General features: G+C 71.8%; 15 protein-coding genes. 11 read left to right on the forward strand and 4 right to left on the reverse strand.

All coding sequences use genetic code 11. The features are described from left to right. The first annotated feature begins 94 nt into the window (after positions 1–94). The 3 genes from ACH4U8_RS37690 to ACH4U8_RS37700 all read left to right on the forward strand — a co-directional run bounded on the left by ACH4U8_RS37690 (position 95) and on the right by ACH4U8_RS37700 (position 2,830). On the forward strand, positions 95–946 hold the full coding sequence (locus tag ACH4U8_RS37690) for an alpha/beta fold hydrolase (protein WP_395782694.1): 852 nt from the start codon (positions 95–97) through the stop codon (positions 944–946). Positions 947–1,083: 137 nt separating this feature from the next. Beyond that, positions 1,084–1,779, forward strand: a complete 696-nt coding sequence (locus tag ACH4U8_RS37695) for a haloacid dehalogenase-like hydrolase (RefSeq protein ID WP_395782695.1) — start codon at positions 1,084–1,086, stop codon at positions 1,777–1,779. Between the two features lie 58 nt (positions 1,780–1,837). After that, positions 1,838–2,830 (forward strand): ADP-ribosylglycohydrolase family protein, encoded by a 993-nt coding sequence (locus tag ACH4U8_RS37700; protein WP_395782696.1) that lies wholly within the window; start codon positions 1,838–1,840, stop codon positions 2,828–2,830. Positions 2,831–2,890: 60 nt separating this feature from the next. Here the strand turns inward: ACH4U8_RS37700 and ACH4U8_RS37705 are convergent, their stop codons facing one another. Further along, positions 2,891–3,517, reverse strand: a complete 627-nt coding sequence (locus ACH4U8_RS37705; RefSeq protein WP_360319207.1) for an ABATE domain-containing protein — start codon at positions 3,515–3,517, stop codon at positions 2,891–2,893. Positions 3,518–3,603: 86 nt separating this feature from the next. Between ACH4U8_RS37705 and ACH4U8_RS37710 the strand changes: the two genes are divergently transcribed. The 3 genes from ACH4U8_RS37710 (at position 3,604) to ACH4U8_RS37720 (ending at position 6,997) form a co-directional block, all read left to right on the forward strand. Next, positions 3,604–4,374 (forward strand): MBL fold metallo-hydrolase, encoded by a 771-nt coding sequence (locus ACH4U8_RS37710; RefSeq protein ID WP_379991008.1) that lies wholly within the window; start codon positions 3,604–3,606, stop codon positions 4,372–4,374. A 64-nt stretch (positions 4,375–4,438) separates the two neighbouring features. Next, complete coding sequence (locus ACH4U8_RS37715; RefSeq protein WP_395782697.1) at positions 4,439–5,140, forward strand: formylglycine-generating enzyme family protein; 702 nt, start codon at positions 4,439–4,441, stop codon at positions 5,138–5,140. 759 nt (positions 5,141–5,899) lie between these two features. After that, on the forward strand, positions 5,900–6,997 hold the full coding sequence (locus ACH4U8_RS37720) for a DUF4328 domain-containing protein (protein ID WP_395782698.1): 1,098 nt from the start codon (positions 5,900–5,902) through the stop codon (positions 6,995–6,997). A 73-nt stretch (positions 6,998–7,070) separates the two neighbouring features. Here the strand turns inward: ACH4U8_RS37720 and ACH4U8_RS37725 are convergent, their stop codons facing one another. After that, positions 7,071–7,601, reverse strand: a complete 531-nt coding sequence (locus tag ACH4U8_RS37725) for a MarR family winged helix-turn-helix transcriptional regulator (protein ID WP_395782699.1) — start codon at positions 7,599–7,601, stop codon at positions 7,071–7,073. A 75-nt stretch (positions 7,602–7,676) separates the two neighbouring features. On the opposite strand from ACH4U8_RS37725, the gene ACH4U8_RS37730 reads away from it, so the two are divergent. Next, positions 7,677–8,999, forward strand: a complete 1,323-nt coding sequence (locus ACH4U8_RS37730) for an amidohydrolase family protein (RefSeq protein WP_395782700.1) — start codon at positions 7,677–7,679, stop codon at positions 8,997–8,999. A 193-nt stretch (positions 9,000–9,192) separates the two neighbouring features. Continuing rightward, a complete protein-coding gene (locus ACH4U8_RS37735; protein WP_395782701.1) occupies positions 9,193–9,468 on the forward strand; it encodes a hypothetical protein in 276 nt (91 codons plus the stop codon). 119 nt (positions 9,469–9,587) lie between these two features. Here ACH4U8_RS37735 and ACH4U8_RS37740 read toward each other — a convergent pair whose 3' ends face one another. Continuing rightward, positions 9,588–9,863: a hypothetical protein gene (locus ACH4U8_RS37740; protein WP_395782702.1), complete on the reverse strand. Its 276-nt coding sequence runs from the start codon at positions 9,861–9,863 to the stop codon at positions 9,588–9,590. Between the two features lie 271 nt (positions 9,864–10,134). Between ACH4U8_RS37740 and dnaN the strand changes: the two genes are divergently transcribed. Then, positions 10,135–11,304 (forward strand): DNA polymerase III subunit beta, encoded by a 1,170-nt coding sequence (gene dnaN, locus ACH4U8_RS37745; RefSeq protein ID WP_395782703.1) that lies wholly within the window; start codon positions 10,135–10,137, stop codon positions 11,302–11,304. A gap of 76 nt (positions 11,305–11,380) precedes the next feature. Here the strand turns inward: dnaN and ACH4U8_RS37750 are convergent, their stop codons facing one another. Then, positions 11,381–12,097 carry an HAD family hydrolase gene (locus ACH4U8_RS37750; protein WP_395782704.1) on the reverse strand — a complete coding sequence of 239 codons (717 nt, stop codon included), beginning with the start codon at positions 12,095–12,097 and terminating at the stop codon, positions 11,381–11,383. Between the two features lie 1,003 nt (positions 12,098–13,100). Here ACH4U8_RS37750 and ACH4U8_RS37755 point away from each other — a divergent pair. Both ACH4U8_RS37755 and ACH4U8_RS37760 read left to right on the forward strand, forming a co-directional pair. Beyond that, positions 13,101–13,568 (forward strand): hypothetical protein, encoded by a 468-nt coding sequence (locus ACH4U8_RS37755; protein ID WP_020554288.1) that lies wholly within the window; start codon positions 13,101–13,103, stop codon positions 13,566–13,568. Positions 13,569–13,954: 386 nt separating this feature from the next. After that, entirely contained in the window at positions 13,955–15,862 is a 1,908-nt protein-coding gene (locus ACH4U8_RS37760; RefSeq protein ID WP_395782705.1) for a hypothetical protein, read from the forward strand. Positions 15,863–16,043: the final 181 nt, after the last annotated feature.

Below are 16,043 nucleotides of genomic sequence, written 5' to 3' on the forward strand. Positions count from 1 at the left end.
GACCGGGCCCGGTCATACAGAGCACAACCGTTCGCGAGGAACGACAACGGCGAGCGGCACCGGCGCACGGACTCGCAAGGGCATGGGAGCACTCATGAGCACAACGCACACCGTCACGTCCACCGATGGCACCGACATCGTCTACGACCGGTACGAGCCGGCGGGCGAGAGCCGCGGGACGGTGATCCTCGTCGGCGGCGCGTTCAGCTACCGGAAGTTCCCGAAGATGGTGGAGCTGGCCGAACTGCTCGCCGACGCCTACGGGTTGACCGCGGTGAACTACGACCGACGCGGGCGGGGCGACAGCGGTGACACCCCCGGCCGCTACGACGTGGCGCGCGAGATCGAGGACGTGGCCGCGGTGATCGCCGCCGAGGGCGGGTCGGCGGCGCTGTTCGGCTGGTCCTCCGGCGCCGGACTGGCGCTGCGGGCCGCCGCCTCCGGGCAGGTTGTCGGGATCAGCCGGGTGGTCGCCTTCGAGCCACCGTTCGTCGTCGACCGCACCCGCCACGTACCGCCGCCGGACCTGACCGCGACGCTGCACGAGCTGATCGCCGCCGACCGGCCCGCCAAGACCGTGCAGTACTTCATGACCAAGGCGATCGGCATCCCGGCCCCGTTCGTGGGCCTGATGCGGCTCACCCCGATGTGGTCCAAGCTCAAGGCGGTGGCCGGCTCGACCGGGCACGACTGGGCGGTGATGGGCGAGTACATGCGCGGCGAGCCGCTGAACCCGGCCGACTGGGCCGGGGTGGACATGCCGGTGCTGGTGCTGTCCGGTGGGCGCAGCGACGCACTGCTGCGCACCGCGGCCCGCGCCGCGACCGCGGTGCTCCCGAACGCCCGACTCGTGGAGATCGCCAAGCTCAGCCACAACCCGAATGTGGGGCTGCTGGCGCCGCCGGCGGGCGAGTTCCTGACCGAGCAGCCGGCCCCGAGCAGCTGACCTGCGGGGTCGGGTGGGTGGGGAACGAGGGGGCGAGGAGGCGGGGTTCGGCGCATGAGGGTGCGCCCCCTGCGCCGGGTAGGACATCCTCGGTCGCCACCGTCGATTCCGTCGCCCGCAGGCAAGGAGCCACACCGTTGAGCCACCCGCCGACCGACCCGCGCCCGCTCGCCGTCTTCGATTTGGACGGCACCCTCGTCCGAGGCGATTCGTTCGGCCACTGCACCCGGGTACTGCTGCGCCGCGCCCGCTGGCGCCTGGTGGCGGTGGCACTGTGCCTGCCGATCATCGGCCCGATGTACGCCGTGCACGCGACCCGTCGGCACGCCCTCGCCCTCGTCCTCCGGCTCGCCACGATCGGCCTGCCCGCGGCTCGATTCGAGGAGCTGGCCCACGACTTCGCGGCCGTGCGCGCGGTCGAGGGCAATCGGATCACGATCACCCTCGCCCGAGCCCGGGCCCATCTCGCCGCCGGGGACCGGGTGGTGATCGCGACCTCGTGCGCGGATCCCCTGGCCGGCGCCATCTGTCGGGAGCTCGGGCTCGCTCCGGTGCAGGTGATCGCCTCGCGCCTCGCCCCGAGCCGCACCGGCATGCGCACGCTCCCCGCCTGCCGGGGCCCGCGCAAGGTCGCCCGCATCCGCGCGGCCGGCCTCACCGACCCCATCACCCATGCCTACAGCGACAGTTCCGTCGACCTACCGCTGCTGACCGAGGCCACCCACCGCTACCTGATCGACCCCACCCCGAGCCACCTCACCCGAATCCACACCCGCCTGGGGCCGACCTACCAGGTGTTGCGCGACGGCCCCGGGCCGGCCGATCGGCCATAGCGTCCCACCCGCTCCGGCGGGTGGGCCGGGTGCGACACCCGGTCTCTACGCTGCCTGGATGGACATCAGGGAGCGTGCCGTCGGTGCCGTCGTCGGCTCGGCCGTCGGGGACGCGTTGGGCGCGCCGTTCGAGTTCGGGCCGGCCGGCGCCTTCGGTACCCGGTTCCCCCCGGCGCCGCCCGGGAGTTCGCGAGCCGAGAAGCCCTATGCGAACGAGATGTGCGGCGGCGGTGGGTGGGACGCCGGCGAGGCGACGGACGATACCCAGATGGCCGTGCACGTGGCGTACTCGCTGCTGGAGGCCGGCGGCTTGGACCTGCCCGACATGTTCGCCCGGTTCCAACGTTGGGCCCGATCCGAGCCCAAGGACATCGGCCTGCAGACCGAGGACGTGCTGACCAACCACCTGCCCTGGGACCTCGCGGCCGGTGTGCACTTCCAGACCACCGGGCGCGCGGCCGGCAACGGATCCCTGATGCGCGCCACCACCCCCGCCGTGTACTTCGCGCCCGACGGCCGCGCCGCCACCATGGCCGCCGCGCATCGGATCGCCGCGCTCACCCATGGCGACCGGGCCGCGTGGGAAGGCACCGCGATCTTCCACGAGTTGCTGCGGGTGACGTTGACCGGCGACGACCCCTTGGCCGCGCTTGCGCAGACGCTCGCCGAGGTGCACCCCGGGCACCGCGAGCGCTACGCCACCGTGCTGGATCCGGCCTGGCACCCCACCGACGCGACCGAGTTCAACGGAGCCGTCTGGCCCTGCCTCGGCTCGGCGGTCTGGGCGCTGCGCACCACGTCCACGTACGAGGACGCCGTGCGGGCCGCGATCGACCTCGGCGGCGACACCGACACCGTCGCCGCGGTGACCGGCGCCCTGGCCGGCGCCCGATACGGCCGGGCCGGCATCCCCACCCGCTGGACCGACCGCCTGCACGTACCGCTGCCCGGTTCGAACGGCGAGATCCTGCGACTCCCGGACCTGGTACGACTGACCGACCGACTCCTCGGCCGCACGGCGCGCCCCGCCGGCGCGACGACCGACGACTGAGTTTCGGCGCGCCCCGAAACGCCTCCGCCCTCGGCGGTCCGCCCGGGACGAGGCGTGGTCTCAGTCCGCGGGTGCCTTCGGTTGCGTTCGCCGTGCGTAGGCGCGGGCCGCGCGCACTCGGTCGCCGCAGCGGGTCGAGCACCACTGCCGGGAGGCGTGGGTGCGGACGAGGAAGCGCCGGCAGGAGGGGGCGCCGCAGGGGGCCAGGCGTTCGGCGTCCGCGCCGGTGATCAGGTCGGCGGCGTCGGCGGCCAGGATCGCGATGGCGTGGTTGACGATCCGGTCGGTGGGGTGTGCCTGGGCCCGGTAGGGGCCTCGGACCTCGTCCCAGTGCAGGAGTGCGGCCGACGGTGCGCTGGTGAGCGCGTCGTTGATGGCCTGTACCGCTGCGTCCGGCGCGGGGGCATCGGCGATCCGCGATGCGAGCAGTACCCGCACCACGTCGCGGACGGCGCGTAGTCGGCCCGCGCACAGGTCGTACAACCGGGTGTCCGGCGGCGCGAGTTCGCGCTCGACCAGCCATGCCTTCGCGGACGCCGGCGAGCCCAGCAGGTCGACCTCCTGACCGCCGGGCAGCGCGAGGTCGGTATTGGCCAGGTCCAGGGCGAGGTAGCGGTCCGCCCCGGGTGCGGGCGGAGGGACGACAGGCGCGGGGTGAGCGAGTGCGCCCGACACGTTCTCCTTCATGGCTCTCATGTTAAGGCTTGCCGTTCTCCGTGAGAATCCGCTAGCTTTTCTCACGGCAAACACAACCTTTACCCGTGAGGTGTGCAGTGACCGGCAGCAGCAGCACGACCCCTGAGCAGATCGACATCCGCGTCTTCGGTGGCCCCTCCGCCCTGATCGAGTTCGGCGGCCTCCGGTTCCTCACCGATCCCACCTTCGACGCGCCGGGCGAATACCCGATCGGCGCCCGCGCCCTGGTCAAGACCGCTCCCGCGGCCATCGACCCGGCCGAACTCGGCCCCATCGACGCGGTCCTGCTCTCGCACGACGAACACCCGGACAACCTCGACCACTCCGGTCGGGCCCTCCTCGCCGGCATCCCGCTGGTCCTCACCACCCTCAGCGGCGCCGGCCGACTCGGCGGCACCGCCCGGGGGTTGGCCCCCTGGGAGTCGGTGGACCTGCCCCGCCCCGACGGCGGCACCGTCACCGTGACGGCCACTCCGGCCCAGCACGGCCCGGAGGGCTGCGAACCGGTCACGGGCGAGGTCGTCGGCTTCGTACTGACCGCGTCCGACCTGCCCACGGTCTACGTCAGCGGCGACAACGCCTCGCTGGCCGTGGTCGAGAAGATCGCCGCGCAGGTCGGCCCGGTCGACACCGCGGTCCTGTTCGCCGGCGCGGCCCGCACCCCACTCTTCGACGGCGCGCTGCTCACCCTCGACAGCGCCCAGGCCGCCGAGGCCGCCGCCATCCTCGGCGCACGCCGCGTGGTCCCGGTGCACTTCGACAGCTGGGGCCACTTCACCGAGGGCCGCACCGCCCTGGTCGCCGCCTTCACCGCGGCCGGCCTGATCGACAGGCTGGACCTGGGCTGATTCGGCAACGGGTGCTCGTCGGGCGGCCGTTCCCGCGGACCCGGTGTCGTAGGATCGCCTGATCATGAGCACGGACGCGGGTTTTGCGATGGTCGCCGTCCCGGCCGGACAGGTGACCCTGGCCGACCGACGGACTCGGCGCAGTTGGTCGGTCGAACTCGCCCCCTACCGACTCGCGTCGGTCCCGGTCACCCAGGCGCTGTACGCGGAGGTCACCGGACTGCGCCCGAGCGGCCCGCACGGCGATCGGCTCCCGGTCGAGGGCGTGTCCTGGTGGGACGCGGCGCGGTTCTGCAACGCCCTGTCCCGACGGGACGGATGCACACCGGCCTACCGCTTCGAAGCCGGCGACGACGCCGGTGCCGACCGCGGCGACGGCCGGCAGGTCGAATGGGATGCGTCGGCCGACGGATATCGGCTGCCGACCGAGGCCGAGTGGGAGCATGCCTGCCGAGCCGGTACGGCGGGAGCGCACTACGGGCCGCTGGACGACATCGCGTGGTATCGCGCGAACTCGGACGAGCGGATCCACCCGGTGGGTGGCAAGCAGCCCAACGCATGGGGCCTGTACGACATGCTCGGCAATGTGTGGGACTGGTGCTGGGACGTCTACGACGCCGAAGTCTACGGGAGCTACCGGGTGCTGCGCGGCGGCGGCTGGTTCGACGAACACTGGAGTTGCCGGGCCTCCGCCCGCCGCCGCAGCCACCCGACCTACCGGGTCGACGACGTCGGATTCCGCCTCGCCCGGTCCGGCACGGCCTGACCCACAGCCGCACCCGGCAACCCCTTCGGCGGCCGTGCCCTGGTCCGCCGACACCCCCGTACCGCGTGCCCCGCCCCGGCCCGAGCGAGCCGCTCCGGTGATCCGGGGTCAGGGTTGCGGTGTCGGGGAGTCGAGGATTCGGGCGCAGTGGCTCGTCAGGTCGGCGCGAAGTTGTTCGCGGGTCGCGTGGCGGCGGGTGACCAGGTATTCGACCGGGTCGGCGCGGGTCGCGGCGAGCAGGGCGTGGGCGGTGAAGTCGGGGTTGACGAGCCCGGGGATCCCGTCCAGCGCGGTGCGCAGGGTGTGGTGCCGGCGGTCGTAGCGGCGTCGTGCATCGCCGATCGACCCGCGAGCAGATGTACCGACGCCTGACCACCGAGGTCCCCGCCGAGTTCGCCGCCACGCTCGTCGACCTGGACCAGGCCATCGCCGAAGACGCCGAGGACCGCACCACGGATACCGTGCAGCGCCTCCTCGGCCGCCCACCCCATGGCTTCGAGGCCGTCGTGGCACGGGAGTCGGCCGGACTCGGGGGCCGAGGACCGGGCACAGCGCGGGCCGGAGCGGGCTCGGGGTGCGGCGGCCCGCCCGGTGACGGCACGTGTTCGTCGGCGTCTCGCGCGTGACGTGTGGCGGTGCGCACGGCATGATGCCGGTTACGCCATGTGGGGTACGCGAGGCCGGCCGCCCACCGTGGCCTCGCCGCCCCATCCACTCGCATGGCCGATGCCGACCATCGACGGGGGATGATCCGAACTCGTGTTGTGCCCAAGCTGCGGCGCCCGATCGACGCTGCCGGATCGCTGTACCAACTGCGGTCACCAGGAATACGCCCCGCCCGCCGACGCGACGTCGACGTCGACGTCCACGGACGCGCGCTTCGCCCGCTTCGGCCCCGCCCCGGCGCCGCCGATGGGCTGGTACGCACCGGTCTTTCGGTCCCTGCGCGGACTGGCCACCGCGTTGTACATCCTGCTCGGTGCCACCGCCGTACTGTCCCTGCTCGCGGCGATCGCCCTGTTCCACCGGGCAAATCTGGTCGACCAGACCCTGCACGGCGGGTGGTTGACCGCCGACCCCGACGCGGCGAACCGATCCATCGCCGTGTGGTGGGGCCTGGCGAGTCTGGCCATCGTCGCGACCATGGTCGTGTTCGTGATCTGGTTCCACCGCGCCCGGTGCAATGTCGAGGTGTTGCCGCCGTCCCCGCAACACTTCTCCAGCGGCTGGGCGATCGGCGGTTGGTTCTGCCCCGTGGTCAACCTGTGCTTCCCACTGCTGATCGCGCACGACATCTGGAAGGCCAGCGACCCCCGGGCACCCCTGCGCGGCGGCCTCACCCCGGGCCGGCATCCGCTGCTGTGGACCTGGTGGTCGACCTACGTCGCCGCGAACATCGTGATCGTCCTCGGCGTGACCGGTCGCGAGTCGGACGGCGGCAACGACTCGATCGGCAGCGACGGTTGGACCACGTACCACGAGTCGTATCGCACCGCCGACACCGCCGCGGGCTGGGCCTTCCTGCTCCTGATCGCCGCCGCCGGCCTGGCCATCGCGGTGGTGGCCCGGATCACCACGTTCCAGTCCGAGTACGAGCGCGCCTTCCACGCGGCGGCCGGCCTGCACCCGATGGCGCCCATGCAGCCGATGGTGCACCCGATGTACACGATGCAGCCGATGTACCGCCCGTACCCCCCATATACAGCGCCCCCGGTACAGCCCGCACCCACCGCCTTCCCGACGTGGCAGTCCCACCCGGCGCCTCCCGACCACGGGCGGCCGGCCGAGGACCACTCGGCGCCGCCGGTCCCGCGCCAACCGCCGGCCAAGCCGCAGCACCCACCGGCACCGTTCTGATCGAGCCGGCGAAGTCCATCGCCTCGGGCAACCCGCGCGTCCCGCGCGGGCACCGGCCCGACCGACCCGTCCCTCACCCGCCCCCGCGCGCCGAGCGCCGGGGTCGGGGGTTCTCGGTCGCGGCGGCGATCTCGCGCAGGGCGAGGGTCGCCGCCTCGATCGCCGCCGCAGGCGCGCCCCGCCAGACCTCGGCGTGCGCGGCGGCGTTGGCGCGGACCGCGTCCTCCGCGACCTGCACCCCGCGCGCGGTCAGGCTGATCAACGTGCCCCGACCGTCGCCCTGGTCCGGGAGGCGCTCGGCGAGGCCCTCGGCGACCAGGTGATTGGTGATGTTGCTGGTACCGCCCGAGGACAACAACAACGCGCGGCTGAGTTCGGTGGGCTTGAGCCGATAGGGCGCGCCGGCCCGACGCAGCGCGACCAGTACGCCGAACTGGGCCGGGGTGAGGCCGAATTCCGGCAACTCACGGCGCGTGGCCTCGTCCAGGTCGGCGGCGAGCAACATGATCCGCTTGCTCAGTTCCGTCGTCGCGTCCAGCACGTCGGGCAGTTCGGTCTGCCACGCGTTGACGAGTGTGCTCGCGCGGTCCTGTGGAGCGGTCATCTTGACAGCGTATTACACACACCTGATAGCTTTCTAAAAAGCTTTCAGGTGAACATCACTCTGTCGGAGGCCCCGATGCCCACTCGACCCACGCCCGCCGCGCCTCTTGCCACCTCGCCCTCCCCCACCCGGCTGCTCCTGCGCGGCGGCACGGTCGTCGACACCGACCCGCACGTCACCGCCCGGCCCGACACCGACGTCCTGATCGAGCACGGCACGATCGTCGCCGTCGGCCCGTCCCTGTCCGCCGAGGGAGCCGAAGTCGTCGACGCCCGGGACCGGATCGTGCTGCCCGGATTCGTCGACACCCATCGCCACGTCTGGCAGTCGGTACTGCGCGCGGTGGCCGTCGACAGCGACCTCGGCGACTACCTCGGCCGGGTACTCGGCCGGCTCTCCCCCGCGATGCGCCCCGAGGACGTGTACACCGGCAACCTCGCCGGCGCGCTCGAATGCCTGGACGCCGGCATCACCACGGTGCACGACTTCTCCCACGTCCAGCACCGCGCCGAACACGGCGACGCGGCGGTACACGGACTGCGCGCGGCCGGCATCCGGGCCGTGTTCGGCTACGGCCACCCGCCGTTCGACCCCGCCGCCCGCGACCCTCGCCTCGTCCGCGACCTGCGCGACCGCCTGTTCCCCGGCGACGACGACCCGGTCACCCTGGCACTCGCCCCCGGCGGCCCCTCGTACACCCCGATCGAACTGGTCGAACAGGACTGGCGCCTGGCCGCCGACCTCGACATCCCACTGGCCGTACACGTCGGCAGCGGCCCGGTCGCGCAGCGCCCCATCGAAGCCCTGCGCGATCGCGGCCTGTTGAACGCGCGCACGCTCTACATCCACGGCAACTCGCTCCCCGACGACGAACTCGCGATGATCGCCGACTCCGGCGGCACGCTCTCGATCGCACCGCACATCGAGGCGCAGATGGGGCACGGCGCACCGATGATCAACCGCGCCCGCGCCGCGGGGCTGGTCACCGGGCTCGGCGTCGACGTGGTCACCAGCGGTCCGGGCGACATGTTCTCGCTGCTGCGCGCGGCCCTGCTGACCAGCCAACTCGCGAACGGCCCACGGTTGTTCGCGGCCGACGTGTTGCGCATGGCGACCATCGGGGGCGCCACCGCACTGGGCCTGGCCGATCGCATCGGGTCACTGGCCGTGGGCAAACAGGCCGACCTGATCCTGCTGCGCGCAAACGCGATCAACCTGGTCGGCGCGGCACACGACATCGCCGGTGCCGTGGTGGCCTCGGCCCACCCGGGCAACGTCGACACCGTCCTGGTGGCCGGCCGGACCCTCAAGCGGGCGGGCCGCCTCACCCACCCGCACCTGGCCGACACCATCGCCGAGGTCCGGAGATCCGCAGCGCACCTGGCCGGTACGGCCTGACCCGCGCCGGAAAACGACACGGGGGCGACCCGGGCACCTCATGTGGCCGCGAAATTCACACCAAACTCCAACGTTCCGTTCGTTGACCAGCAAGCGGTCGTCGTACAGGCTCTGGATCCAGGGTGCGGGGGATCGTCACGGGAGGCACAGGGTGGGGTACTGCGGGGGTTGTTCCGGGCAACGCTGGATCCCGATGGACCAGATCTGCAACGGCTGCGGCGGATCCGGCCAGAACGGCATGGGCTCGGACAGCAACTGGTCCTGCTCCGGATGCGGCGGATCCGGCCGAATGCAGATGATGCAGCCGTGCCCGAGCTGCGGCGGATCCGGCGAGCAGGGCGGTGACGGCGGCCCGATCTACGCACCCCCGAGCGCCCCACTCACCCGCGCCCAACGCGTGAAGTCCCGGCTGATCTCCCTCATTGTCTTCGGCGGCCTGGCGGCGTACGTCTACCACACGACCAGGTAGCCGCCACCGAGCCCGGACGTCGGGCTCAGGACGCCGAGCATGTGTCGTCGAAACGTGAGCAGCCTTGGTGCGGCGCGACGAAAGTTCGTTGGATAGGGAGAAGTCCGCCCCGGCGCGTATCAGTAGTGGGCAGTACAGGGCGCCGTTGTTGTCGACGGCAAGGGCGGCAAGTCGGGCAACCCCCGAAGGATCGTCAGCGCGTCGTCGGTCAGGTCGTCTCCGCCCACGCTCCTGAGCCGCTCGGTCCAGCGAGCGGCGAACTCACGCAGCGCGCCGAGGTCGGCGTTGGCGAGCGCGCGATCAATCTGCGCGGAAGAGCAAAGACGCCGCCCCGCCCTCGTCGCTGCCGCAGCGTTGTCGGCGGGGACGAGGAAGAAGGCCATGTCGGTGGCCACGTCGGCATGATGCCACCGCGCCGACTCGCGCGTCGTCCGGCTCGGAATGTCGTTTCGCCCGGGATCCGGATCGTCGCTCGGCCGCCGGTCCCGGCGGCCGGCCTGCGATGACATCCGCCCGGGATTCGTTCACCGGGCACTGTCCGAGCGCCCGGCTAGTCTCGTTTTCCCGGTAATCGAACAAGGATTCGAATACTCAGCGACCCGCACGCACTTCCCTCCACTCCCCCTCCACTCCCCCTCCCTCGTCGAGTGCTCGGAAAGGGCCCCTGTGAAGGTACGGATAACCCGCGACCGCCTCGTCGAGGGCATCGGCTGGGCCGTGCGCGCACTGCCCGCGCGGCCGATCGTCCCCGCTCTCGCCGCGTTCCGGCTCAAGGCGGCCGACGGCACCCTGGCCATCTCCGCGTACAACTACGAGATATCGGCCGGCATCGAGGTCGCCGCCGAGGTCACCCGGGTCGGCGAGATCCTGGTCCCGGGTCGACTGCTCGCGGACATCGCCCGGGCACTCCCCCGCGACCAACCGGTCGACCTCACCGTGGACCCGGCCCGGGCCCGGGTGACCTGCGCCGGGGCCTACTTCGCGCTGCCGCTGCCGGCCCTCGCCGACTACCCGGCCACGCCGTTGCTCCCGGAGAGCACCGGCACCGTGGACGCGGCGGCGTTCGCCCAGGCCGTCGCGCAGGTCGCGATCGCCGCGGCGCGGGACGAAAGCCTGCCCGTGCTCACCGCGATCCGGTTGCATCTGGCGCACGACGCACTGGTCCTGGCCGCCACCGATCGATATCGGCTGGCGGTCCGTAGGTTGCCCTGGCGGCCGGCTACCGAGGATCCGGCCCGGACGGCCCTGGTGCCGGCCCGGATGTTGGCCGAGCTGACGAAACACTCCGGGATCGACACAGACCTGCACCTGGCACTCGGCCCGGAGCCGGGCCGCCGCGGCCTGCTCGGCCTGGCGGGCAGCGGGCGACAGGCGACGACGCGGCTGCTCGATCACGAATTCCCGCGCTACGACTGGCTGTTCGACAACGAGACCACCGCCGTCGCAACGATCGAGACCGCCGCGCTGATCGAGGCCCTTCGGCGGGTGTCGCCGGTGGTCACCCGCAACGCCCCGGTCCGGTTGTCCTTCGGGCGGGAGTCGCTGCGGGTCGAGGCCGGCAGCTCCGACGAGGCCGAGGCGGGCGCGACGCTGCCGGTCGCCCTGACCGGCGAGCCGACCAGGGTCGCCTTCAATCCGGCCCATCTCCTGGACGGCCTGGCCGCGCTCCGCACACCGACCGCACGCCTGCTGTTCAGCACTCCGACGAAGCCGACCATCCTGACCGACGGCGCACCCACCGAAGCCGACGCCACCCTCCCCCACCGCACATCCGGGCCGGGCGAACCCGACGACCCGGACTATCGCTACCTCCTGATGCCGATGCGCGGCGCCTGATCGACCGGCCGGGGCGAACCGACCCGCACCGGACGGCCGGTCGGCCCGCGTCGGTGGATCCCGCCCGCTCCCCCACTCACCGGGGCGGACCCAGCAGCGCGCCGAGCACCGCGTCCGTATCGGCCAGATCCGCCAGGACCACATCGGCGCCCGCCGCCGTCAGCGCCGCCGCACTCGTCGTCCCGGTCGCCACCGCGACGGACCACGCGCCGACGGCTTGGGCGGTGGCGACGTCGCGCAGGGTGTCGCCGACGATCACGGTGTCCGCGCCGACGTGCCGCCGGCCGAGGTGCTCCTCGGTACGCGCGAAGGCCCTGGCCGGCAGGTCGACCCGCTCGTAGGCGTCCTCGCCGTAGGCCCCGATCCGGAAGTCCACGTGCTCGGCGAGGCCGAAGACCCGCATCTTCAACATCGCGAGCGTGTACAGATTGCCGGTCAGCACCGATTGGCACACCCCGGGTGTCGCACCGAGCGCGACGAGCGCCTCGGCAGCACCGGCGAGGACCCGACCCTCTGCGGCCAACTCGGCCTCGCGGTCCTGGAGTTCGGCAACGATCAGGTCCAGGAACGCCTCCAGCATGCCCCCTTCCGGCGGCAGTCCGTGCGCGCGCAGCACGTCACTCGCCATGGCCAACTCGGTACGCCCGTCGAACTGCCAGGGACTGTCCAGCGAACGCCCGGACACCTGTCGAAAAGCCGCCGCATACGCGCGTCGGGCCACCGTCCCGCCGTCGATCAGCGTGTGGTCGATGTCCCACAACACCAGCCTGGAATCGGCTCCATCAGTCGTCATGAACACTCCGATCATCGACAACCACCCAGCGGGGCGGTTGCCCAGAGCATCGCATTCGGCGTGTTCCCTCCCGACGCCGGGGTCCACTTAGCGTGGCGGACGGATCACGGGGTGCGATCACCGTTCCGCTTCGGTTGGCCACGCGACCCCTCCGCGACCCCGGCCCTCGCACCCCCGGAGCCCAGCGTCGGCCCTTCGGCCGCACTGGCATATCTCGCGAAAAGCGCAATACATAAGCTTTTCAGGCACTTTCACCTTATTTACCGCACCGGTCGATGCGGCCCGGAGCACGGGCCCGGAACGCGTCGGTGCCGACAATTCGGCGCCGTTCATCCTCGGCACGGTCCGACGGCGCCCGGTGAATCGGCTCGATCGGAGCGGTCTTTCGATCGCCTGCGGAATCGGCTGTGAATGCCCTTCAAATGGCGGTTGACCTGCAACTTGCATGGCGAGCTGTGCGGTGATCCGCACGGGAGATTGTTTGGCGATCTGTGCGTGGTGCTGTCCGGGACTCTGCATGGCGAACTGGGTCCCAACCCGTTCGTCAAAGCGCATGGCTGTATGTGCGGGTGTGTGGGCGGCTGTGTGGCGCGGACGACGGATGCACGGAGACGTGGGTGGCCGGTCGGAGCAACGGGCGAAACGGCGGCCCGTGCGGTGGAGCCGCCGGTAGGTCTCGCGGCGGGTGGCACGACGGCGCGTCGGCGCGCTGGAACGGCGGGGCGAACGCTGGTCCGAACGGTGGATCCGACGCTCGCTCAAGCACTGGATCGAACAACGGAGCGCACACTCGGCGCCTGGGTATTCATGCGTGACAGGGGATGGATGTGCGGGTGGATCTTCCAACATGCAGATCGAACACGGCGCTAATGCCTTACTTTCTGGGCTTTTGCGCTGTTCTTGTGATGACCCCATAACGACGGGCGACACGCCGACTCTCCTGACAGGAAGTTATTTGCCAGAGATAGCGATAGGGTTCAGTCGTTGACACGAAAGGACGGTCATGGCCACTTCCCGGGAGCGTTGGACCGTGGCGAGGCTCGCGGCCATCGCGGGTCTGCCCAGCAAGGTGGGCTACGAGGCACGGGACCGAAACGTGCTGCACCCGACGGTGCTCTCGCCCAGCGACGTACTGCCCCTGCTCACCTTCGAGGCATTGCGAAGGATCAGCTGGCCGGGGGAGAACTATGCGCGCAACACGCCACAACGCCTGCGCCTGTGGGAACACCTGGCCATCGAGCACTCACGAGTGGGCGATCTCGCCGATGTCGACCCGATGACCGGCCTCTACGTGCATCCCTCGGGAGCCGACCTGGCCGTTCGACCCAGCGAACACGCCGCGCTCGCGCTGCGGTTCGTCGAGGAAAACACGCCTTACCAGTACCTCACGCTCGGCGCGTGGGCCCAGCAGGCTCTGCGGGCCCTCGCCGCCGAACAGGAGCAGGTCGGACGACGCCACGGTGCCGCCTGACCGCCGCTCGGAAGTACGGCCGCAAAAGCAGAGCGAGTGGCCTAGGAGTCCAGCCCTAGTCCACTCGCTCGCAGCTCAGCGCCCCTAGGGGCGCCGTCGGAGAAAGGAGGCCCGCCGGCCGCTTACACAACCGAACAGTAAGACCCAGCCGTTCCGGTACTTCCACGCGCCGAACGGTCGGGTCGCCCTTACCTCTTTCTCTTCACCAGCTTCAGGAGCAGATCATACCTGCGATCCCCGAGGCAGGCCCAGTGCTGTCTTCAGCCAGGTCCTTGCCCTCTTCAAGTGTGCCCGAATCCTCTGGATTCACGATGCAGGCTCGGGTGCGTGCCGCCTTGCGCGCGGCGCGAGTTCGCGTCGGCGGCGCCCGAGGCGTCGATCCGACCATGCCGGACTCGGTCCGTCGGGCCTCGGTCAAGGTCCCGCTGCGGGTGGTGACCGGCGAGGCGTACAGCGACCTGGCCTTCGTCTTCGCCGCCAAGGTCGGCCACCTGGCGGCCGGCCCCAACCAGCCCGGCTGCATCGCCGACCTGACCACCATCGCCCGCTACCTGGGCCTGACCGTCCGCTCGGTGACCCAGCCCGACGGCCGCGTCGCACTCAAGGCCCCGTCCTCGCTGTACGCCGCGCAGAAGCAGCTCACCGCAGGTGAGGAACTCACCGTCGTACGCCGCACCAAGCCTTCCGGGACCGGGACTTCGGCGGTCCGCCGGTTGCGTACGCCGGAAAAGGGCGAGCCGTGGGTGATGGTGCCCGTCGCCCTCCTGGGCGCGGTCCCGCACCGGCATGCCCGGGCGTACGCGGTCATCTGTTACGCCCGAGCCCGCGGCCACCACCTGACCTATGCCGAGCTGGCCGACATGCTCCGGCACCAGTCCGGCCGGCGGATCGGCGAGCCGGTGAGCGTGCGCGCCGCCCGCGGCGTGGTCTCCGACCTGGAGCGTTGGGGCTGGGTCGAGGTGGGCCGCCGGGAAGGGTGGCAGGGCCGCAACATGCTCATCCCGCTCCGACCGTTCGAGCACCCGAACGACCACGAGCCGGACGCCACCGCCGGTGTGGACACCGAGGCGACCGAGCCCGTCGACATTTTCGCCGCGGCGCCCGAGGAGGAGGCTCGGAATGTCACGGAGATCGCGGAGATCACGCTGGTCGAGGCACGGCCGGTGACACGTGCGGAGACTCCCGAGCGCACGACCGACTGGACGACCGATGGGGCGCGGGTCGTCGTGGGTGCTCGTGTCTCGGCGCGCGGCGCCGTCGGCGCCGTCGGCGCGGACGCCACGGATGTGGCCGCGACTCGCCCGGTGCCGGTGGGGGAGTCTCGAGTGACTTCCGCGACACCTGCGGAGGCCGGCTCGAAGACGGGTTCGGAGGCTGCCGTCGAGGACTCGTCCGAGTCGGTCCGGAACGGCATTTCGGCAGGTCGGAGCCTGGGTGCGGAGGGTCAATGGACGTCGGGTCCGCAGGGGGTTGGGACCTCCGTCACGTATAAGGAAGACACTCCGATTGACCTACGGATGAACGCGGATTCCCGAGGGGGTTCCGCCCGCAGGGCGTCTTGCGTGGTAGACGGGCACGAGCCCGCGACGAGCCCGCAACCGGCTTCGGCGGCGGCACCCGCGTTCGGAACGCCTGCGGCGGAACCCCGTCGAGTGCGCCCGGTCCCGATGCCGGATCACCGGACCACCATCTCGGCGACGGCGGCCAGGGCATTCGCCGGGATCGGGCCGCTGGTGGCCGGGATGAGCACCGGGCAGCGGATCGCGGCCGCCGGGTTGGTCGATCGGGCCGTGGCGGAAGTCGGCGACGCGGAGAGGGTCTTCGCCCGGCTGGCGGACCGCTGGCGGACCCGGGACGGGGCCGTCCGGAGCCCTGTGGGCTGGCTGAGCGGCCGCGGACTGGCCCGGCGGGGGTGCGAGGACCCGAACTGCGAGGACGGCCGCCTGTGGCTGCCTGTGGCCGCTTCCGACGCGGGTGTGGCCGGGGACCCGTTCGCGTGCCGCAACTGCGCTCGGCGGGACCAGGATCGGCGGGCCGAGGCGGACGAGCGTTTCGGGGCCGAACGGCGGGCCGCGCACCGGGCTCGGCAGACGGCGGCGGCGCTCGCGGCGGTGACGCCGGTGGCGGAGGTCCGGTCGACGGGGGCGCCGGTGCCGATCGGGACCTGCGAGGACTGCGATCGGGCGGTTCGCGGGCTGCGGGCGGACGGCGTCTGCGCCGACTGCCGCGAGGACCGGGAACTGGCCGCCGAGGCTGCGGAAGAGGCGCCTCGAACGCTCCAGACGGCCTTCTGAGCGCCTGGGCGGCGTGGGTGGGTCTCGTTGGGTGGCCGGCGGGTCGATGTGCCGTCAGGAGGCCGCTCGGCGGCTCGCTCGGCGATCCCGGCGGCGGCCCGCAGCGGGAGTCGGTCCATCGGGGAGTTCCCGGCGCCCGGCATGAAAGTGCCGTCGGCAGGCACGGGGGACTGGGTGTCCT

Origin of the sequence: Embleya sp. NPDC020886 (assembly GCF_044333915.1) — a bacterium.
In the GTDB taxonomy this organism is placed as follows: domain Bacteria; phylum Actinomycetota; class Actinomycetes; order Streptomycetales; family Streptomycetaceae; genus Embleya.